The following is a 22,016-nucleotide window of genomic DNA, read 5'->3' as shown; positions in this document are numbered from 1 at the left end:
CCTTATACCTCTTTACTAGCAAAAATAGCGCTAAATACTTATAACCGAAATGATGATGGTCATAATTGCAGAAGTTTTACTTATTTCGGTATAGACCTTGCAGGTTTGTGAAACCTGGAAGGTCTAGTAGAAGCCTGGAACCGAAAACTGTAAATTGCCAGAATCCCGTCTAATACTAATCTTTAGTCAATTCACCCCTTAGCGATTCTTCCATTAATTTACGACTTTCTTCTATTGACAAGCCTAAGCCCATTACAAACATTAGCTTTGTAACTGTAGCCTCGAAAGTTAAATCGTAGCCACTTAAAATGCCCATTTTCAACAATTCTCTACTGGTTTCGTAACGTCCCAATTGTACAGAGCCTTTTTTACACTGAGAGATATCGATGATTATCTTTCCATTCAAAATAGCCTGACGCAAACTATCTAAAAACCATTGAGCAGTTGTGGTATTGCCCGAACCAAAAGTTTCTAAAATAATGGCATCTACCTTAGAATCTGTTATTGCCTGAACGGCCTGTGGTGTTATGCCAGGATATAATTTCAACACCCCGATGTTTGAATTAAAATTGGTATGTAATTTTAATTCTCCTTCGGTAGCTTTTAGGATATAGTTTCTGTAAAACTGCAGGTGAACCCCCGCTTCGGCAAGTATCGGGTAGTTTGGCGAACGAAAAGCCTCGAACTTTTCGCTGTTATATTTTATAGAGCGGTTGCCCCTAAATAACTGGGAATCAAAATATATACAAACCTCTGGAAAAAGTGCTTTTCCATCTTCTTTGGTCGCTGCAATCTCTAGAGCGGTAATTAAATTCTCTTTGGCGTCAGTCCTGATTTCGCCAATCGGCAGTTGCGAACCAGTTAAAACAACAGGCTTATTCAGGTTTTCGAGCATAAAACTCAATGCCGATGCGGTGAAGGCCATAGTATCAGATCCATGTAGGATGACAAAACCATCGTACTGATCGTATTTATGATAAACCAGTTCGGCTAATGTTTTCCATATTTCAGGATCCATGTTTGATGAATCCAATACTGGGTTGAAGGAATGCACATCTAAATCATAATCTAAACGGCTTAATTCAGGAACGTTTTCTTTTATCTGCTGAAAATCAAATGGAATTAACATCCCATTTATAGGATCGTTAACCATACCGATGGTACCGCCGGTATAAATTATAAGTATTTTGGTCATTTGGTTGGGTGAAGGTTGCTCACCGCAAAGAAACTAAAAATTTACAAATGATCGGACGATATTTTTAAATTAGCAACAAAAAGAGCTATAATAGCATTTTAATTACCAATTAAATAATTTAAACAGTAAATAATTACCAAATTAACAACTTAATTATTATGAAGTAGTTTCAAAATCAATTATTGAATCCTGCGAAACAGATTTCTCCATTACGTTGCACTTCAGTCGAAATGACGACCGACTTAAACCTGACTAATGACTTCAGACTGAGGACTTCCGGCTCAATCCTAAACCCCAAAAATTTTCTTCGAATTCTCTGTGGTTACATCCGCAATTTCATCAATAGGAGTACCATAAATATCGGCCAGTTTTTGGGCAACATAAATCAAATAACTGCTTTCATTAGGCTTTCCGCGGAAAGGAACTGGTGCCAGATAAGGCGAATCTGTTTCTAAAACTACATTAGCCAAAGGAATCTCTGATAATACCAGATCCAATCCAGCTTTTTTATAGGTGACTACTCCACCAATGCCTAAATAAAAATTTAAGTCGATGGCCTGTTTAGCCTGTGCTAAATTGCCCGTAAAACAATGGAATATTCCGCGAAGTTTTTCGTCCCTTTCACTTTCCAATAGCTCAAAAACCTCATCAAAAGCTTCGCGACAATGGATCACAATCGGCAAACCCAAATCTTTTGCCCAGCCAATCTGTTTACGAAAAGCATCCTGCTGAATGGCCAAGGTAGTTTTATCCCAATACAGATCGATCCCGATCTCACCAATGGCATAAATTTTCCGACCGGAAATGCTATTGTAAATTTCGTCCAATTGAGCAAGATAATCTTCCTTCACATCACAAGGATGTAAACCTGCCATTGCAAAACAATTTGCCGGATATTTCGCCACCAGATCATCTATCATGGCAATTGATTTTACATCAACATTAGGCAAAAACAAACGGTTAACGCTATTCTCGAAACAACGTTCCATTAACTGCGCTTGTTTCTCAGCATCCTGCTCGTAATATAAATGGGTATGGGTATCGGTAAAAAGCATGTTTATAATGTAAAATGGGTAATGGATGATAGGCTAGGTTATTTCATGAATGCATCATTCAAAGTCAATTTCTTCTCAAATCTGTCATGTTGAGGCTGTTGAAACACTTTACAACAAATTTTAAGCAAGTCCTTCGACAGGCTCAGGATGACAACGATTTATTATATATTCTCAGCCTATTCACACATAAAGCCCCTGAAACCAGTTCAGGTGACGAACAATGGACGAACCTCAAACTATTTCTTCTTCTTAGACGCTTTGACTTCGGATTTCGGACTATCGACCGCTGCCTCTAAAGCCATTTCCTTTTTCAAAAACTTTCCGGTTAAACTGATCGGGTTCTGGATCAAACCTTCTGGCGTACCTTCGAATAAAATCCTTCCGCCACCAGCACCGCCTTCTTCACCTAAATCGATCACCCAATCGGCAACTTTAACCACATCTAAATTATGTTCAATTACTAAAATCGTATTTCCTTTATCAACCAGCTCTTGCAATACACCTAAAAGCACATTAATATCTTCGAAGTGAAGTCCGGTGGTAGGCTCATCTAAAATATAGAAAGTTTTTCCGGTATCTTTTTTAGAAAGCTCTGTAGCTAATTTAACCCGCTGCGCCTCGCCACCTGATAAAGTAACCGAAGATTGACCTAAAGTAATATAACCTAAGCCAACATCTTTCAAGGTTTTAATCTTCCTATAAATGATCGGGATATTTTCGAAGAAATTACAGGCATCTTCGATACTCATATCCAGCACATCGCTGATCGATTTTCCCCGAAAACGAACTTCTAAGGTTTCTCTATTATATCTTTTTCCACCACATTCTTCACAAGGCACCTGTACATCAGGCAAGAAATTCATTTCAATCACCTTTAAACCAGCTCCCTGACAGGTTTCGCAACGGCCACCTTTTACATTAAAAGAGAAACGGCCGGGTTTGTACCCACGGATTTTTGCTTCAGGCAACTGTACAAACAGATTTCTGATATCAGAAAACACTCCGGTATAAGTAGATGGATTAGAACGAGGTGTTCTACCGATAGGTGCCTGATCAATTTCAATTACCTTATCAATTTCTTTCAATCCGTTAATTTTCTCGTAAGGCAAAGGTTGTTTTTTCGCCCTAAAGAAATGGTGATTTAAAATCGGATATAAAGTTTCGGTAATCAAACTCGATTTACCACTACCCGAAACTCCGGTTACGGCAATAAATTTACCCAAAGGAAAATCTACTGAAACTTCTTTTAAATTATGCCCGGTAGCTTTTATGATAGACAATTTATGCCCATTGCCTTTTCTGCGTACTTTTGGCGTTTCAATTTTCTTTTTGCCATTTAGATAATCGGCAGTTAAGGTATTCGACTTCAGGATCTGTTCGGCAGTTCCTTCTGCAACTACCGTTCCGCCGTGGATACCCGCTCCAGGACCAACATCAATCACCCAATCGGCCTCCAGAATCATATCCTTATCGTGTTCTACCACCAAAACGGTATTTCCAAGATCACGGAGATTTTTAAGCGCATTGATCAAACGTTCGTTATCGCGCTGGTGCAAACCGATACTTGGCTCATCGAGGATGTACATTACATTCATCAACTGCGAACCGATCTGCGTAGCCAATCGGATCCGTTGCGCCTCACCACCAGAAAGTGTGCGGGCTGTTCTATCTAGCGTTAAATAGGTTAAACCAACATCTGTTAAGAAACCGATCCTGGCTTTAATCTCTTTTAAAATTTCCTTTGCAATAATATTCTGACGATCGCTAAGGCGCTCATCTACTTTTTCGAACCAGGTGTTCAGGTTGAAAATATCCATTGACGACAGTTCGAAAATATTTTTGCCATCAACTTTAAAGTGTAGACTTTCTTTTTTCAAACGGGCACCATGACACTCAGGACAGGTTTTCAGTTTCCTGAATTCGTCCATATCATCTGATGCAGACTCACTTCTCTTTTCATTCTGCTCTTCGAGCATTTTAATAATACCATCAAAAGTGATATTATAATTTTGAACGTTCCATTTATTGTATTCTACCTCAACCTTGATCAGATCGTGCGTACCGTTTAAGATAATGTTTATTACTTCATCGCTTAACTTTTCGATCGGGGTTGAAAGTGAAAAACTATATTTTTTGGCTAATGCTTTTAACACCTGGAACATCCAGATATCACGGTATTCGCCCAATGGAGCCAAACCACCGTTTAAAATACTCAGCTTTGGGTTCGGAATCACCGATTCTTTATCCACCACGAAGATATAACCTAAACCATCGCAACGTTCGCAGGCACCGTAGGGCGAGTTGAACGAAAAACTGTTCGGTTGAGGTTCGTCGTAAGAAATACCAGTGGTTGGGCACATCAAAAACTTACTGAAATGCGCAACGTTATTATCTTTATCACTGATTTTGATCACGCCTTTACCCATTTTCATGGCAACCTGCAACGAATCTAGCAGGCGTTTTTTATCCTTCACATCAATGATCAACCGGTCGATCACCACTTCGATATCGTGAATTTTGTAACGGTCTACCTGCATTTTAGCAGAAATATCCTTTATTTCTCCATCCACACGAACCTTTACATAGCCTTGTTTACGGATCTGCTCGAAAAGCTCGCGGTAATGCCCCTTTCTACCTTTAACAACAGGTGCTAGAATATTTACTGCAACACCATCAAATTTATTGAAGATATTCTGTAGGATCTGGTCTTCACTCATGCGCTCCATCTTCTCGCCAGTATTGTACGAATAGGCATCAGCAACACGAGCATAAAGCAAACGCATAAAATCGTAAATCTCTGTAATGGTACCTACAGTAGAACGAGGGTTTTTGCTGGTGGTTTTTTGTTCAATGGCAATAACCGGGCTCAATCCCGAAACCTTATCTACATCAGGGCGTTCCATCCCCCCCATAAACTGGCGGCTATAGGCACTAAATGTTTCCATATAGCGCCGCTGTCCTTCCGCGTAAATGGTATCAAAAGCCAATGAAGATTTACCGCTCCCACTTAGCCCTGTTATTACAACAAGTTGGTTACGTGGAAAACTGACATCTATATTCTTTAAATTATGTACCCTCGCACCATATACTTCTACATCTTTTTGCTCGCCGAGGTCGATAGATTTATTGCTCATATTTTATTAAAAGTTGGAGGCAAAATTGAGCCTTTAAAAAGACAAAATTTCAATCCGCAAAAATGCTAAAAATTTTATCAAAATGAAAGTCTAATACAATCTTGATTAAGGATTAATTGTCATAATGTCGACTTCTATTTCGTAGGAAACCAGAGGCAAACAGAAGAGACCGATTAAAAGGTTAAAAAAAGTTTTCGCCATACTCCACAAACGCTGTAAATGATACAATGGTTTTGTATTTTTAGAAAAAATAGCCACTCATCTCATGGTACAAAAACTCAAAAAACTTGGAAGACTAAAGATTACCATTCTTTTAATTGCAATGACATCCTTCTGCGTCGCAATATCGGTAACAAGATCTTTAATTACAGACACAAAAGTATTCCTCTTTTTGAATTGGAATTTGTTTCTGGCTCTTATTCCATTTACAATAAGCACTTTAATGCTGGTTTATAATTTAAACAGAAAACTGCCAGTAATATTACTGACCATTACCTGGATATTATTTTTCCCCAACTCACCATACATCCTTACAGATTTGTTCCATTTACGACTGAATGGCTCGGCACCAATATGGTTCGACCTCGTGCTCATTCTATCATTCGCATGGACAGGATTGGTTTATGGATTAATCAGCTTAATGGATATTGAAAAGCACCTTATAACTTATTTAAATAAAAAGCTGGTGAATAGCTTAATTATCTCATTTCTATTCTTGGCGAGTTTTGGTATCTACCTGGGTCGTTATTTGCGATGGAATAGTTGGGATATCATCAGTAACCCCCTCGGACTAGCTAGCGACATTTTAGGTAGATTTTTAAATCCCTTAAGCCATCCTAGAACATGGGGAATGACTTTATTGATGGGTCTACTATTGAACATGATTTATTTTTCGATAAAATTTATAAAAGCTAAACCAGAATTGGCAAAGATTTAAACAAAACCCATATACACTTATGGAAATTTTGCTACAAAAAACTTACACCTTTTGATTAAGCAAATTTAAAAGATCTCTCGACTCCGTTGCTCTCCGCTCGAGATGACGACTCAACTACGCGCACCAATAAACCAATGACTAATGGCTAATGAACTAAACTACCACTCTATCGTTGTTCCATTCTCTGTCGGGTGCCCCGTACAAACCAAAACCCTGCCTCTTTCCAATTCATCATCGGTTAGTACTTCATTATAATCCATTCTTACGCCACCTTTGGTGCAATTAGCCACACAGGTACTGCATACGCCCCCGCGACAACTATACGGTAGTTTGATTTTATTTTCCAGCGCAACATCTAAAATTCTTTTTGGCCAGGGCACTTCGAGGCTATAAGCTTCCCCTCTAAAATTTAAAATTACCGAGTAAGTATTTTTATCGACAACCTTTTCTGCCGAACCATCATCCTCATCTACCTCATCTTCTGGCAATACAAAGGTTTCTCTTTTAATTTGTTTGATATCGAAACCCATGCCCAGCAATGTGATTCGGCATAAATCCATATAAATTATTGGACCACAGCTGTAAAACAGCGCATTATTCCGATCAAAATGCAAATGTTCTTTAATTAACTTTTCGATATAGAATTTATTCAATCTAGCCGTCATTAAGTTTTTGCTATTGCTAAAAACCCAAACAATCTTTAATCTAGCCGGATATTTCTTTTGCCATTCATTCAGCTCGTCATAAAATAATGCATCCTCCATTGATCGGTTACTATATACTAGTGTAACCAATGATTTTTTCTCACACACTAAGGCCGTTTTCAAAATCGAGAATAATGGAGTGATTCCCACCCCTGCAGCAAACAGAAAAAGATCACGTTCCAGGTTTTCTTCTGGCAAGTAGCTGAACATACCTTGAGGCTCTTGCGCCAAGAGAATATCATTTACCGAAGTTTTATGGTGTAAGAATCTCGAAATCTCTCCATTTTCTACCCTTTTCACTGTAATGGCCAAAGGCTCATCCACGTCTGGTGAGCTATTAAAAGAATACGACCTTCTTATCTCCTTATGTTTCCCCTGAAAAACCAACGAAATAAACTGACCGGCTAAATACTTTGGGTATCGTTGATCTACTTCCTCAAATTGAAAAGTAATGTTATCGCCAGGTTGATTTATGATTTTATTGATGCGCAGTTTGAACATATACAAAGAAAAGGAATTGATTTATTAGTTCAATCGTTCATTAGTCATTAGTTAGTATAACATAGGTTTAGGGTTTAGGGTTTAGGGTTTAGGAGAAACACCGGTCAGCCAAGTTTGTGTTCGATAATATTAAAAAACACACGCACTTAAATGACCTTCTATTTCTTATATGGTAAAATTTTTCCGTGTTAATCTGTGCTTCCGTGCCTGAATGTTCATTGGTTCATTGCCACTAGTTCAGTAGTTTAGCATAACGCAGAAAATAATTCCGTGTTAATCTGTGCCTTCGTGGCTAAAAGTTCATTGGTTCATTTGCCATTTGTTTATTAGTTATCACCACGCAGAAAAAAACCTGAGTCTTTTGCAGATAAATCCTTGTAATCTAACAATCTGCGCAATTACCTTCAAAAAAAAAGCGTCCCGATTTAAAACCGGGACGCCTTACCAAATGCTTGTCTTTATCTTAATTATTATATTATTCGGCGTTGTAGGCCAATAATACTCTCGGTTTTTCGTAACCGTAACGTTTCGGGTGCTCCATAATCTGTTTCATAGAAATCACTTTATAAACATAGCCTCCCGTTTCGCGGTTCAGCTTCATTTTGTAGTAATTATCTTGATTTTGATTATTGATCTGCTTGCGCAGGCGTCCGTCGCCAACATTGTAAGCCGCAGCTACCAATGTCCAGCTTTCTAAACCTTTATACATTTCTTTAATGTATTTGCAGGCAGCAATGGTCGATTTACGCAGATTATAGCGTTCATCAACATTTCCGTTTACTCTTAATCCATAGGTACGGGCTGTGCCAGGCATAAACTGCCAGATTCCGGCTGCACCTTTTGGAGAAACTCCTTCCGCCATTCCAGATTCGACCAGGGCCAAATACTTAAAATCGTTAGGAATTCCGTACGCAGCTAGGATAGGCTCAATTACTGGAAACCATTTTGCCGCTTTTGCATGCAATTTATTGGTTTGTGTGTTCCCGTAAGTGTGTGCTGCAAGGATTTTTTTCATCTTGCGTTCTACCTTTTTATCGCCTAACGGCAGGGTTTCTTCGGCAAAATTTAACTGTGCCATTAAAGATAGCGGCTTTTCCGCGTTTTCAACTTTAAGGCTATCAGATTTGGGTATTGTAGTGTTTAATTTTTCTTCTTTTAAAAGACTTTTTTGTGCTAAGGGCATTTGGTAAGCGAACACTTTTGCCAAGATAAATAGTGTTGCCACTACCGCAAATGGTACGATGTGTTTCTTTAACATTTTCCTCCTTTTTTTGGTGAACTTATATAAAAACGTTGGCAAAGGTAAAAAATAATAAGCACATTATCAAATAGTTACAAAATTAACCCCAAAAAACAGCCCCTAAAGCGCTTTAAACGTGGATTTTAAATTTTGATTTTCATCCAATTTTTTCTATTTTAGAGGCTATTTTTTTATCTAATTTTTCCGCTCTTAAAATTGTTATGTTCATCAATTTTTCATAAATTTGCAACCCGCATTTTTAATGTGGTTAAAAGCGTATCATGATAAATAAAAACAACAGGAACAGTCGGGATGACAAGTCCAAACCAGGCAGTCGGAAAACAGAAGGCAGAAGTAGTTCGGCCGGGTCTGACAGAAGAAGATCAGACGATAAAGACAGCAAATTCAAAAAATCATCCGATTCTAAAGACGGCTTCAAACCTAGAAGCTCAGAGGGTAAAGATTTCAAATCAAAATCTTTCGGAGACAAAAAAGACTTCAGGCCAAGAACAGGAGACCGTAATTTTAAATCGAAAGATGGAGAATCAACAGGATTCAAATTTGGAGACCGCGAGTTTAAATCAAAAGATAACAACTCAAAATCAGAAGACCGCAGTTTCAAACCAAGAGAAGGAGGATCCAGAGATTACAAGCCAAGAACTGGAGATCGTGATTTCAAATCGAGAGAGGGAGGATCAAGAGACTACAAACCGAGAACAGGAGACAGAGATTTTAAACCAAGAGAAGGTGGTGCAAGAGATTATAAGCCAAGAACAGGAGAACGCGATTTCAAATCTAAGGATGGAGATTCGAGAGATTTTAAACCGAGAACTGGCGACCGCGACTTTAAATCGAAAGAAGGCGGATCAAGAGATTACAAGCCAAGAACTGGAGACCGTGATTTCAAGTCGAAAGATGGTGGATCAAGAGATTTCAAACCAAGAGAAGGTGGCTATAAAGATTACAAATCAAGAGGCAAATCTGATGATTTCAAGCCAAGTGCTGGAAGTTCAAGAGATGTAAAACCTAGAGAACCGAGGGAAGGCGACACCCGTCCGTTTAGAAAACGCGAGGATGCTCAGCCAAGAGATACAGAATTTAACCGCCCAGAGCGCACTGTAATTGCCCAAGGCCGCAAAACAAATGAAGAGAAAGGCTTAATTCGCCTTAACAGATATATTTCAAATGCAGGTATCTGCTCCCGCCGTAAAGCTGATGAGCTAATTGCTGCCGGCATTATCACCGTAAACGGAGAAGCCATTACCGAATTAGGACATAAAGTAGATCCAGCGAAAGATTTAGTACGTTATAACGGCGAGCTATTGAAACGCGAGAAAAAAGTTTACGTTTTATTAAACAAACCAAAAGATTACATCACCACTACCGACGATCCACAAGAACGCCGTACCGTAATGCAATTGGTTGACAAGGCGAGCCGCGAGCGTATTTATCCCGTTGGGCGTTTAGACCGTAACACAACAGGTTTATTGCTGATGACAAACGATGGTGATTTAGCAGATAAATTATCGCATCCAAAAAACGGTATCACCAAAATTTACAATATTGAGTTGGATAAAGCTTTATCACAAGGCGATTTAAACAAAATTGCTTTTGGTTTAGAACTGGAAGACGGATTGATTAAACCGGATAACATTTCTTACGTTGCGGGTGGAACCAAAAAAGAAATCGGCATCCAGATCCATAGCGGTAAAAACAGAATTGTTCGTCGTATTTTCGAACACCTGGGTTACAATGTAGAAAAATTAGACCGTGTAGTATATGGTAATCTGACTAAGAAAGATTTACCACGTGGCAGATGGCGCTATCTTGAAGATCATGAATTGATCCAGATTAAACATCTGATAAAATAATATGTAAAAAGGCAACCAATGGTTGCCTTTTTTGTTGCTTTACTAAAAAAGATGTTATCCTGAGCAATCAATTTTTTCAGAAAAATATTGGAGTGGATATGATGGGTGCCAGGTATCGTCATTCCCAACTCGATTGGGAACCACGGAGTACTCATCGAAGATAATCGTAATGCTTTGGAAGAGGCTGTAGGTTGCATTAAGATTCCCGCCTGCGCGGGAAAGACGACCTTTCTCTGGAATCCGTCATTGATTGGCATAGCCCAAGGATAATCTTTTCATATCTATCTCGTAACGTCTTCGACTACGCTGAGACTGACAAATTTGAGTATAGCTTAAGCATACTGCACCTTGTTGCCAATTTATATTTTTAAGATTCTGAAATAAATTAAGAACGACGAAAACGGTTTATCAAATAGAAATTAATTTCCGTGCTCTTCCGTGCCTCCGTGGCTAATTACATTTTAATTCCCCATATTTGTTAAAATCAATATCGTTTTTCATGAAAAAAATTAGTTCAGTATTTATACTTTCTATACTATCAACGCTAACATTTGCGCAAAAAACCAATTACAACCTCATTGTTGGCACCTATACCGCACCTGGAAAAAGCGAAGGAATCTATACTTACAACTTTAATACTTCAACCGCAGCTACAACGGTAAAAAGCATCACAAAAAACACGGCGAACCCGAGTTATCTGGCTGTTTCTCCAGATCAGAAATTTGTTTATGTAGTTAATGAAACCGGAGCCACCAGCACAGTTAGTGCTTTTAAATACAACGCAACAACAGGTGCTTTAACTTTTTTAAATAAGGTAGACAGCCACGGCGCCGATCCTTGTTTTATTACCGTTGATGCCAAAAATGTTATTGTTGCGAATTATAGCGGAGGCAGTTTAGCGGTATTCGCACGCAAGACTGATGGCGCCTTAACAGCAGCTTTGCAAGTGATTAAACATACCGGAAAAAGCATCGATCCTAAAGGCAGACAAGAAAGTGCACATGTGCATATGGTTAAATTTACGCCAGATCACAAATATTTAATTGTTAACGATCTGGGTGAAGATCAAACTTATATCTACAACTACAACCCTTCCTCAAAAGAAAAAATATTAACCGTTAAGTCGGTAATTAAAACCAATGCAGGCACTGGTCCCAGGCACATCACTTTTAGTCCAAATGGGAAATTTGCCTATTTAGCGCACGAATTTAATGGCAGCATAACGGTTTTCGCCTATTCGAATGGAAGTTTAACCAAAATTCAGGAAATTGGTACTACGCCAAAAGATTTTACCGGAAAAATTGATGGTGCCGACATCCATGTTTCGGCTGACGGAAAATTTCTTTACGAAACCAACCGTGGAGATGCCAATAGCATTTCTGCCTTTTCCATTCTACCGACCGGAAAATTGAAATTTATCGAAACAGTCAGTACACTCGGCAAAGGGCCAAGAAACTTTACGATTGATCCGACTGGAAAATTTCTATTGATAGGCCATCAATACACCAATAACATCGTTATTTTTAACCGAAATAAAACCACTGGCAAATTAACCGATAGCGGTAAACGCATTGATGTTGGCGCGCCAGTTTGTTTAGTTTTTAATTAATCACCTAAAATTAAGCCAATGGAAAACTTCGATTGGACCAGATTCACCATCAAGATTGCTGTTAAAGCTAAACTTGAGGATATGTACAATGCCTGGACAAAAGCCAGCGAAATTGAGAAATGGTTTTTAAGTGAGGCGGAATTTTCTGACGAAAACAACGTATTGCTCAACAAAACGCAAAACGCATTGAAAGGCGATAAATACAAATGGATCTGGTATCTGTATGATGATATTGAAAAAGGAAGCATAACTGAAGCCAATGGCAAAAATGAACTTCAATTTACTTTTGCAGGCGAATGTTTGGTCGACATTAAACTCAGAGAAGAGTTTGAGTATGTAGTTGTAGAGTTGACGCAAAAGAATATTCCTTTAGATGAAAATGCGAAAAGAAATATTCGCTTAGGTTGTCATAACGGTTGGAGTTTTTATTTGGTTAATTTAAAATCCGTTTACGAAGGTGGTTTGGACTTAAGAAATAAGGATAACCGCTTTAAACCCATGTTGAATAATTGAGGTGATGGATTTGGTGGTTAAGGAAAAAGAAACTCAGGAATTAGGTTTTTCGGTTGTAGATGATGTATTTACAGACCAGGAAGTTGAAGATATCCTTGCAGCGATTAACAGGACAGATTCTACAAAAGAAACCTTTAGAAAATCGGACGATCTTTTTGCGATACGTCAATTTTTAAAAGAAGTTCCAGAAACAATCCATCTTATTTTCAATCACAAACTCAGACACATCGTAAAAGAGGTTTTTGGTCAAGACTATTTTCTTGTCAAATCGATCTATTTCGACAAACCCGAAACTTCAAATTGGTTTGTTTCCTATCATCAGGATTTAACGATTTCAGTTAACCAGAAAGTAGAAATAGCTGGTTTTGGGCCTTACACTAATAAACATAATCAGTTTGCCGTTCAACCGCCACTTAATATCCTCGAAAACAATTTCACCATCCGCATTCATCTCGACGATACAAAAGAGGAGAACGGTGCATTAAAAGTAATTGCCAATTCGCATAGCAAAGGCATTTACCGCCCCGAAACCGTAAACTGGAACATCGAAAAAGAAATAAGTTGCAACGTAAAAAGAGGTGGTGTGATGATTATGAAACCACTGCTCCTGCACAGTTCGAGCAGAACAACAAACAATCAAAAAAGAAGGGTAATTCATCTTGAATTCAGCAATCAGACTTTGCCCAAAGAATTGCAATGGTCAGAACATCTTGATTTTGATCGCACGTCATCCTGAGCGTTCAGTTTTAGAAAAAAGCAAAGGACCTGGGATGACAGATTAAGATAAATCGTCATTTTGACCGCAGTGTTCCAAAGGAATCCCTTCGGAGGAGAACCCGAAGGCTCTGCGAAGCAAAATCTTTTAAATTAACTGGGTTCAAAGATCTCTCTCCCGAAAGTTCGGGATTGCACTCCAGTCGAGATGACGACCGTTCTACCTAAACCTGTCAATGGTAAGTTAGCTCAGCATCTTTATAGCACCAATCGATAGAAAACTAATATTATCCGCTATTAACGGAATAAAAAAAATGGCCCCGACTTTCATTGGGGCCATTTAATATTATATGGTCGCTTATTATGCAGGTTCTGCAACTCTGGCTACATTGCGATATGGGAATTCATTAAAGATATGTCTGCGGGCAAAACGGCCAGGAGAATCGGCGTTAACCAATTTCACGTAGATTGCTTTTGGTACATCGAAATATTCGTAAGCACTTCCATCAAAAAACTGGATATTTAAAACCTGTTGTTTGTATTCGAAATCCTGAATATTCGATAATGTTGTCGTTTGCGTGTACGTTTCGATATTCTGTTCGCGTGTTTCTGGCGCAATACTTACCAGGAAATGGTAAGCTTCGATAATTTCTTTACTTCTAGCTTCTGCATCTAATTTCTCTTCTTCCTGCTGAAATTTATCAGGGTGACAATCTTTCATCAATGTGCGGTACACAGATTTAAGCTCTTTTAACTCAGCATTTTTATCTACGCTCAAAAGCTTTCTGTAATCAACTATTTTCTTCATTTGGGATAACCTCTTTTTTAATTTTGTCGAAATGATTTAGGGATCTTTATCTGCAAAACCGTTTCAAGCCGCAAAGATACGATTTATAATCATTTGATTTTGAGAAAGTTTACTTTTATTAAATATTGCTGATATGAATCATCAACTAACGAGTTCTCCCGTCTCTTACTTAAGTTTTTTAACAACAGATGCACACGGATTTATCATCTGTGTGCATCCTTTTATCCGTGGTTAAATATAACGTGAGACTTAATTTGTTAATATTTAGGCTGTAATGAGTTTTCGATTACTTCCTTATAATAGTTAACATAAACAGGAAGGATCTTTTTAAGGTCAAAATCTTGTGCCCTTGCAAAAGCATTTTCTTTGAAACGATTCAGCGTTTCATCATCCTTTAATATTTCAATGGCATGGGCCGCCATTGCATCTACATCTCCAACATTGCTCATGTAGCCACAAAATCCGTCAACGTTCAGCTCAGGCAAACCACCCGCATTTGTAGTAATTGCCGGCACTTTACAAGCCATTGCCTCTAATGCAGCTAAACCGAAGCTTTCAGATTCTGACGGCATTAAGAAAAGATCTGAAACCGATAAGATTTCTTCAACCGCATCTTGCTTACCTAAAAACCTTACATTCTCGCAAATATTCAACGATCTGCAAAGCTGCTCATCGTAAGCACGCTCAGGCCCATCGCCTACCATTAATAGTTTCGACGGAATAACCGCCTGTACTTTTTCGAAAATCCTAATCACATCAGCCGTACGTTTTACTTTCCTGAAATTACTGGTGTGGATTAAAATCCTTTCATTATTTGGTGCGATTGCTTTTTTGAAGTGACCTTTTGCCTGTAAACTGAAGCGCGAAAAATCTATAAAATTTGGGATTACCTTAATTTCTTTTGTAATCTCGAAATGGTTATAAGTATCTTCTTTTAAATCTTCTGATACTGTAGTTACACCATCGCTTTGATTAATAGAAAAGGTAACCACAGGTTTATAAGTTGGGTCTTTGCCCACCAAAGTAATATCGGTACCGTGCAAAGTAGTTACCACCGGAATATGAATACCATAACTTGCCAAAATCTGTTTCGCCATAAAAGCAGCAGAAGCATGTGGAATGGCATAATGAACGTGTAATACATCCAATTGTTCAAAACGGACAACATCTACCAGTTTGCTGGCCAGAGCAGATTCGTAAGGAGCATAATCAAAAAGTGGATAATCCCTTACCGAAACCTCATGATAAAACAGGTTGGCAGAAAAGAAATCGAGCCTGGCAGGCTGACTATAAGTAATAAAGTGAACCTGATGTCCCTCGTTAGCAAGTGCTTTACCAAGTTCTGTTGCAACTACTCCACTACCGCCAAAAGTGGGGTAGCAAACAATTCCTATCTTCATTGTACATGTATTGTTGTTATCGCAAATGTACCCGATTTTAATGTATAATGCGTGTCGGCTTATTGCAATAAAAAAGACGAGATATTGAGTAGAGATTTTATAAGAGACTGGAGGAAAATTATTGCACTCAAATTATGATTTGAGATTTCGCATTTCTTCTTTTATTACAAGGAAAAGTTCGTTAGGCCTTTGGGTACCAATAAAATATTCCAAGCCATCGCGATCGGTTAAAACAACCGCATCTTTACCTGATGAATAAAAACGGATCGTACCTTTTGTGTGCAGGTTGTAAACCGGATTATTGAAAAAATAACGGCTATAAGTTGCCTTACGAACATCAACAATACTGTTCAGATCAATCTTAACACGTTTGGTTGTCCAAAGACCATCCAAAATCATACTGCCATTATCTACCACAATTTTGTACTGGATAAGGAAAAGTAAAAGCATCGAAACACCGATGATCCCGAAGCCTACAACAAGGAACAAATCTTGTGTATTGTCACGATCGCGCTCATAAACGTAGGCTGCAAAACAGAACGCAGCCATAATAAGCCTAATGAAAATACGAACATAATCACGGCCGATGTACTGTTTTTCGATATAGGCGTATTTGCTTTCCACTTATTTAATTTTGAGTTCGAATATAGCAACTTTTTTTGTTGCTGTAGTTAATTTATATCGGTTATCCTGCCGCATACCAGCAATCCAAACAATTTCACCATTGCCGTTAACCAAAATCGGCGTAACGCTTTTCAAATGTAGGGGAACTTTCTCGTCGATAAAATAATCGCTTACTTTTTTGGGATTACGCATACCCAATGGAATAAATTTATCTCCATTTTGCCAATTCCTTAACACTAAAGGAAAAATTAATTTATCAGCATTTACAAACGCTTTATTCGAGTTAATTTCGAATTTCACTTCATCTGTAAACCTCAACGAAATTTCATCATTAGCAAAAACAATGTTTTCAGTTGTTGGGTGGATAAACTGATTAGCAGTAACCGATGTGTTTTTTTCAACAATAACCAGATCATTTCTATTGATAATGGCCTGATGCGTGGCGCTAAAAAAATGTGTACCGCTTAAAGCCCTTAAACTGTCTAAAATTTCCTGCACTACATTTTCACCAAAATTAAATGGCTTAAGTAACTCGTAAAGCAAGAGCTTTTGCGGGTTCAATTTCGAAACCTCCTCCAAAGGAATATAAATGCCATCATTCCTTTTATTTAGGATTTTATTTGCAAGTTTCTGAACCTGGCTATTTAAAAAAGTCTCCAATTCAGCAAAGCGTGAGCTATTTTCGGCAAATGTTTTTTCGAGATTAGGGTTAATCTCCCGCAGATGCGGTACTACCTGTAATCTGATTTTATTCCGTGTATAATTTGTACTTGCGTTTGAGCTATCTTCTACAAAATCGATGTTATTAGTCCTTACAATTTCATCAATCTGCTGTCGGTTTAAAAAGAGCAAGGGTCTGATCAGTAAATCACGTTTAGGTAAAATACCATGCAATCCGCTTATGCCTGTGCCACGGGTAAGGTTAATGAGTACGGTTTCTATCGCATCGTTTTGATGTTGGGCCAGGGCTACATAATCGTAACCTTCTTTACGCCTAATTTCTTCAAACCAGTTATAGCGGAGATCGCGTGCTGCCATCTGGGTAGAAATTTTATTTTCGGCTGCATATTTTTTGGTATCAAAATGCGTTATATAAAAAGGTAATCCTAAACTTTTGGCCAGTAGCGCAACAAAACTTTCATCACGTTGTGCCTCATCAGCCCGTAAATTAAAATTACAATGTGCCACACCAATATCAACGCCTATTGTTTTAAACAAATGCAACATTAATACTGAGTCTTTTCCCCCACTTACGGCCAAAAGGATTTTGTTAGCCCGAACAAACAGCTGGTGCTGTTCAATAAAATCCTGAAATTGTTTTACGGGTAACATCCATCAAAAATATTTAATTTTAACTGGTATTCCGAACGTTCGGAACAAAAAACTAACTTTGTAGTGTGCAAAAACTATTTGTCTTTTTATTTCTTTTAATCAGTCCAGTATTTTTATTCGGTCAGCGACCCGCTTCGAAGATTAAAATCGTATCGTTCACAAAAATAACAGGCGATCTTAAGAATAAGGTAAACTACCTACGAAACCCTGTTTTCCAACAAGATAATGCAACTTTGACCTGCGATAGCGCTGTATTTTATAGCGAGCGGAACTATTTCGAAGCTTTTAAAAATGTACATATCAACCAGCTTACCACTGATATTTATTCAGATCAATTGGAGTATGATGGAAATAAAAAACATGCGCATTTAACCGGAAATGTGGTGATGAAAGACCCAACATCCACCTTAACCACCAATATTTTAGATTACAATACCCTCAGCAAGATAGGCACTTATACCAGTGGAGGAAAAATTGTAAATCAAGAGGTGACAGTAACGAGTAAAAATGGCTATTATTTTAGTCAAAGGAACGTAGCCTACTTTAAATATGATGTGGTAGTAGTTACGCCTCAATCGGTCATAAAATCGGATACGATGAGCTATAATACTCAGGATAAATGGACCTACTTTTATGGCCCTACAAATATCAAAGGAAAAGACGATAATCTTTACACCGAAAATGGTCAGTATAATACGATGACTGAGGATGCTTTTTTTGGAAAGAAAAACCTTTATACCCAGGGTACGAGATCGTTAAAAGGTGATAGTTTGTATTATTTCGGGAAGAAAGGCATTGGTAAAGCAGTAAAAAACATTATTTTTTCCGATACGAAAGATAAGATGAAAATGTTCGGTGATTTGGGCTATTATTATAAACTGGATCAAAGGACATTGGTTACACGAAATGCATATCTTGGCATTGGCACGGAAGATTCTATAATGGTGAAGAATAAAAAAAGGCCAGATAGTTTATGGATGGGTGCCGATACTTTAGAAACGCAGATGGTGCTGCAAAAAACATTAAAGCTGATCCCTAAAATTTCGATTAAAGCCGACAATCAGGTTGGAGAAGATGATGAAGATACCGGTGAGAAAAAGGGAACCACAGAACCCAAGGAGAAACCTGAAACACAAAGCACACTAAAAGACGACCGAAATAAACGCAATACTGCAAAAATAAGTAGGGCTGATAGGAAGAAAAAGAATAAGGGTGAGGCGATAACAGAAGATCCGCTTAACCTGAAAGACAAAAGTATCGATAGCCTAAAATCGAAAGTAGATTCGCTTGGCAAAGATCTGCCCAAGCTTAACCTTGATAGTTTGCAGAAAAACAATCTTTTAAAGAACAAGGCTGATTCCATTATCAAAAACCTGCCTAAACTTAAAACCGATAGCCTGAAAAAGCTGGCTGATAAAGCCAATTCGATAGTAAAAGATGTACCGAAAACAAAAATCGATAGCTTACAAAAAAAGATCACCGATAAGGCTTCTCCAATTGTAAAGGATCTTTCAAAAACGAAAATTGATAGCCTGCAAAAAAAGATTACAAAAGCTGGCGCTAAAGATAGTTTAACAAAAGCGCTGGGAAACTTAAAAGCTGGTGCATTAAAGACTGATACGGCCAAATTTAACCCGGCTGATACCGTTCAAACCCGTATCATTAAGGCTTACCACGGTGTTAAGATTTTTAAAACTAATATACAGGCTAAAACCGACAGCCTTTTTTATACCAGTGCCGATTCTACGCTACGCTGCTACAGTAATCCGATTATCTGGTCAGAAGGTTCTCAACAGGTTGGCGATACCATCTTTGTTCAGTTCAAGAATAAAAAGCTAAATAATTTACAGGCATTTAGAAATGCATTTTTAGTCAATACACCAAAAGATTCGCTAAGGTTTAACCAAATAAAAGGAAGGTTAATGACTGGTTTCTTTACCAACGGAAAATTTAAGAACCTATATGTAGATGGCAATGCCGAAAGTATTTATTACACCCAGGATGACAGTACAAAGGTGTATAAAGAAATGAATCAAACCCTAAGCAGCAGGATAAAATTCATCTTCAAGGATAATGAAAATGCCATTGAGGAAATTGTTTATATCAAGGGAATAGAGGGAGCTTTGAATCCGGAAAACACCATTGCAAAAGATCATGTTTTAAAAGGGTTTTCATGGAAACCTACCGAACGCCCAAAATCAAAAAAAGATGCCATTGGCTCATCTGGAAAACCTAAACCCAAAGCAAAGGCCAAAACAGTTGCGGGCAAAACTGTGGCTGGTGCTAAAACAACAGCCCCTACAAATAAACCAGCAACAGCGGCACCTGCGGTTAAAACAAAAATCACATTGGGAAAAGACAGCTTAAATGTGGAGAAGAAATTGCCACAAACTAAACCAGCAGACACGGCCAATTTTGGCATTAAACCCATCCTACCGAAAAAGGATTCGGTGCAAGTTAAAAAGGTGGTTGGTAAAATGTAGTTTTTGCTATTGATCAAATTAATGGTTAAATTTATTTTATGGATTTACAATCAGAAAAACTAAGTGTACTTCAACAGATCATTAATTCGGATGATGAAAGTTTAATCAGAGATATTAAATCACTAATTACTGCGAGGGATTTTGACTGGTTTGATGGATTAAATAGCAACGAACAAAACGATATTCTGGAAGGCATAAACCAACTTGATCATGGCGAAAGTTTTAGCCACGAAGAGGCGAAAAAAAGGTTTAGCGCGTAATGGATATTATTTGGTCTAAAAAGGCTGGTGAAACTTTCCAAAAAAATATAGATTATCTAAAAGAAAACTGGACAGAAGTAGAAGTAAAAAAATTTATAGTAAGGGTTTTTAGTTATCTCGAAACACTATCTGAAGAACCATTAATCTCAAGAAAAACTTATAAAACAAAGAATACGCATATGGGTATGATCATACCGCACATTTCAGTTGTATACCGGATTAAACCAAAAAGCAACACTTTAGAGATCGTAACATTTATAGACAATCGACAAAGTGGCAAAAAGAAAAAAAGATTTTTATAGCTCAACCCCTTTCAAAAAATCCAACATCTTTTTTAGTGCAATAGCCCTGTGGCTAATTTTATTCTTCTCTGTCATATCCATTTCAGCAAAAGTGATATCATAGCCGTTCGGCTGAAAAATAGGATCATAACCAAAGCCCTTCGAACCTGATAATTCTTTCCTGATGGTTCCCTCAATTAAACCTTCAAATATATGGTTCTTACCATCCTGCATTAAGGAGATTACCGTTTTAAACCTTGCTTTTCTGTTGAGGTTCCCTTCAAGCTTAGCTAAAACCAATTGAATATTTTCTAAACTATCCCTGCTTCCAGAATATCGGGCAGAGTAAACTCCTGGTTCGTTATTCAAAGCATCTACCTCTAAACCGCTATCGTCGGCAAAACAATCTAAATTAAAATGTTCAACTACATAACTGCTTTTTAAAGTAGCATTTCCTTCAAAGGTATCTGCAGTTTCAGGAATATCAACCAAACAACCAATATCTTCCAGATTCAGCACCTCATATTTACCTTCAAGTGCAGCACGTATTTCTTCTGTTTTATGTTGATTATTGGTCGCAAATACAAGTTTTTTCATTTTAAGGAAGGTAAAAGGTGTAGGGTTTAGGGTGTGAAAGATTAACCGTTTCTTTATTACCGGCTTATTTAATTTTCTGAAGATGCGCCCAAAGTGTTTTCTTAGCAGTTAAATCGCTATCCAGATGATGGAGGTTAGGGGCAAATATAATCCTGGTGGTTTCGTGAACGATGATTTCATTCTGCCAGGTAAGGTTCAGTCTCAAGTCGGCAATCTCTACTCCAAAAGACAACATAATGGCAGGTTTAAAAAACCGGTGCAGTTCTGCATAGTCAGTTCCGCTATAATTTGCATAATTTAAAATGGCAAAATCGGGTGTGCCCAAATCTACTGCCTTCACAATTTTCCGCAGCAGCTCCCTACCCTGCTCGGTGCTTACATCGTTCTGATTATCGTTTACTAAAATCAGCACCGATTTTTTATTTCCACCTAAAAATTTAAACGTTTTTTCAGGTGCTGGTTCGGCCACAATATGCGGAATTTCAGGACCTTGTGTATAAAATTTAGGTGCATTTGTAGGATTAATCCCAGGAATTTGCGTTATTTCTGGTTTTAAAACAGGTTCTTTTTCTTCAATAACAGAAACATTTCCGACAGCCAAAACTGGCTCTGGATTACGTAAAGGCAGAATTTCTACGCTTTCATCCTTTACCAAAAAAACCTCTTCAGTAAAAAATAAACGTAAAGCATTCGCATTGTTGGTAACCTGGTTTTCCATTCGTATTTTTGCTGGATAATAATTTCTGTTAAAATTAGTT

Annotated in this window: 19 protein-coding genes; 8 read left to right on the top strand and 11 right to left on the bottom strand. The window is 37.9% G+C overall.

Annotation, left to right across the window (positions count from 1 at the left end):
- Positions 1-175: 175 nt before the first annotated feature.
- The 3 genes from LQ201_RS22365 to uvrA form a co-directional block, all read right to left on the bottom strand.
- Positions 176-1,195 carry an asparaginase gene (locus tag LQ201_RS22365; protein WP_230145903.1) on the bottom strand — a complete coding sequence of 340 codons (1,020 nt, stop codon included), beginning with the start codon at positions 1,193-1,195 and terminating at the stop codon, positions 176-178.
- 287 nt (positions 1,196-1,482) lie between these two features.
- Positions 1,483-2,250, bottom strand: a complete 768-nt coding sequence (locus LQ201_RS22360) for a TatD family hydrolase (protein WP_230145901.1) — start codon at positions 2,248-2,250, stop codon at positions 1,483-1,485.
- A gap of 236 nt (positions 2,251-2,486) precedes the next feature.
- Entirely contained in the window at positions 2,487-5,384 is a 2,898-nt protein-coding gene (gene uvrA, locus LQ201_RS22355; RefSeq protein ID WP_230145900.1) for an excinuclease ABC subunit UvrA, read from the bottom strand.
- A 265-nt stretch (positions 5,385-5,649) separates the two neighbouring features.
- Here uvrA and LQ201_RS22350 point away from each other — a divergent pair, with 265 nt between their 5' ends.
- On the top strand, positions 5,650-6,321 hold the full coding sequence (locus LQ201_RS22350) for a DUF1361 domain-containing protein (RefSeq protein ID WP_230145898.1): 672 nt from the start codon (positions 5,650-5,652) through the stop codon (positions 6,319-6,321).
- Between the two features lie 158 nt (positions 6,322-6,479).
- Here LQ201_RS22350 and LQ201_RS22345 read toward each other — a convergent pair whose 3' ends face one another.
- Positions 6,480-7,526 (bottom strand): flavin reductase family protein, encoded by a 1,047-nt coding sequence (locus tag LQ201_RS22345; protein ID WP_230145896.1) that lies wholly within the window; start codon positions 7,524-7,526, stop codon positions 6,480-6,482.
- 475 nt (positions 7,527-8,001) lie between these two features.
- On the bottom strand, positions 8,002-8,784 hold the full coding sequence (locus LQ201_RS22340; protein ID WP_230145895.1) for a lytic transglycosylase domain-containing protein: 783 nt from the start codon (positions 8,782-8,784) through the stop codon (positions 8,002-8,004).
- 263 nt (positions 8,785-9,047) lie between these two features.
- Here LQ201_RS22340 and LQ201_RS22335 point away from each other — a divergent pair, with 263 nt between their 5' ends.
- The 4 genes from LQ201_RS22335 to LQ201_RS22320 all read left to right on the top strand — a co-directional run bounded on the left by LQ201_RS22335 (position 9,048) and on the right by LQ201_RS22320 (position 13,495).
- Complete coding sequence (locus tag LQ201_RS22335) at positions 9,048-10,637, top strand: pseudouridine synthase (RefSeq protein WP_230145893.1); 1,590 nt, start codon at positions 9,048-9,050, stop codon at positions 10,635-10,637.
- 499 nt (positions 10,638-11,136) lie between these two features.
- Entirely contained in the window at positions 11,137-12,246 is a 1,110-nt protein-coding gene (locus LQ201_RS22330) for a lactonase family protein (protein ID WP_230145891.1), read from the top strand.
- Between the two features lie 18 nt (positions 12,247-12,264).
- Positions 12,265-12,759 carry an SRPBCC domain-containing protein gene (locus tag LQ201_RS22325; RefSeq protein WP_230145889.1) on the top strand — a complete coding sequence of 165 codons (495 nt, stop codon included), beginning with the start codon at positions 12,265-12,267 and terminating at the stop codon, positions 12,757-12,759.
- Between the two features lie 4 nt (positions 12,760-12,763).
- Positions 12,764-13,495 (top strand): phytanoyl-CoA dioxygenase family protein, encoded by a 732-nt coding sequence (locus tag LQ201_RS22320; protein WP_230145887.1) that lies wholly within the window; start codon positions 12,764-12,766, stop codon positions 13,493-13,495.
- Between the two features lie 339 nt (positions 13,496-13,834).
- Here LQ201_RS22320 and LQ201_RS22315 read toward each other — a convergent pair whose 3' ends face one another.
- The 4 genes from LQ201_RS22315 to tilS form a co-directional block, all read right to left on the bottom strand.
- Entirely contained in the window at positions 13,835-14,281 is a 447-nt protein-coding gene (locus LQ201_RS22315; RefSeq protein WP_029279950.1) for a KTSC domain-containing protein, read from the bottom strand.
- A 257-nt stretch (positions 14,282-14,538) separates the two neighbouring features.
- Positions 14,539-15,681 (bottom strand): N-acetyl-alpha-D-glucosaminyl L-malate synthase BshA, encoded by a 1,143-nt coding sequence (bshA, locus tag LQ201_RS22310; protein WP_131027844.1) that lies wholly within the window; start codon positions 15,679-15,681, stop codon positions 14,539-14,541.
- Positions 15,682-15,813: 132 nt separating this feature from the next.
- On the bottom strand, positions 15,814-16,305 hold the full coding sequence (locus LQ201_RS22305) for a hypothetical protein (protein ID WP_230145886.1): 492 nt from the start codon (positions 16,303-16,305) through the stop codon (positions 15,814-15,816).
- Positions 16,306-17,637, bottom strand: coding sequence for a tRNA lysidine(34) synthetase TilS (gene tilS / locus LQ201_RS22300; RefSeq protein WP_230145885.1), 1,332 nt, complete (start codon positions 17,635-17,637; stop codon positions 16,306-16,308).
- Positions 17,638-17,702: 65 nt separating this feature from the next.
- Here tilS and LQ201_RS22295 point away from each other — a divergent pair, with 65 nt between their 5' ends.
- From LQ201_RS22295 to LQ201_RS22285, 3 genes are read left to right on the top strand one after another with little or no spacing between them, the layout of a single operon-like run.
- Positions 17,703-20,120, top strand: a complete 2,418-nt coding sequence (locus LQ201_RS22295; RefSeq protein WP_230145884.1) for an OstA-like protein — start codon at positions 17,703-17,705, stop codon at positions 20,118-20,120.
- 38 nt (positions 20,121-20,158) lie between these two features.
- Positions 20,159-20,380, top strand: coding sequence for a hypothetical protein (locus tag LQ201_RS22290; protein ID WP_230145882.1), 222 nt, complete (start codon positions 20,159-20,161; stop codon positions 20,378-20,380).
- Positions 20,380-20,682, top strand: coding sequence for a type II toxin-antitoxin system RelE/ParE family toxin (locus tag LQ201_RS22285; RefSeq protein ID WP_230145880.1), 303 nt, complete (start codon positions 20,380-20,382; stop codon positions 20,680-20,682). Before LQ201_RS22290 ends, LQ201_RS22285 begins: the two co-directional genes overlap by 1 nt.
- On the opposite strand, the gene LQ201_RS22280 is transcribed toward LQ201_RS22285, so the two are convergent.
- Positions 20,677-21,258 (bottom strand): non-canonical purine NTP diphosphatase, encoded by a 582-nt coding sequence (locus LQ201_RS22280; RefSeq protein WP_230145879.1) that lies wholly within the window; start codon positions 21,256-21,258, stop codon positions 20,677-20,679. The genes LQ201_RS22285 and LQ201_RS22280 overlap by 6 nt on opposite strands.
- 64 nt (positions 21,259-21,322) lie before the next feature.
- Positions 21,323-21,976, bottom strand: coding sequence for a hypothetical protein (locus LQ201_RS22275; RefSeq protein ID WP_230145878.1), 654 nt, complete (start codon positions 21,974-21,976; stop codon positions 21,323-21,325).
- Positions 21,977-22,016: the final 40 nt, after the last annotated feature.

The organism is Pedobacter sp. Bi126 (assembly GCF_918698245.1).
Taxonomy (GTDB): Bacteria; Bacteroidota; Bacteroidia; order Sphingobacteriales; family Sphingobacteriaceae; genus Pedobacter.
This window is presented reverse-complemented; position numbering and strand designations above follow the sequence as displayed.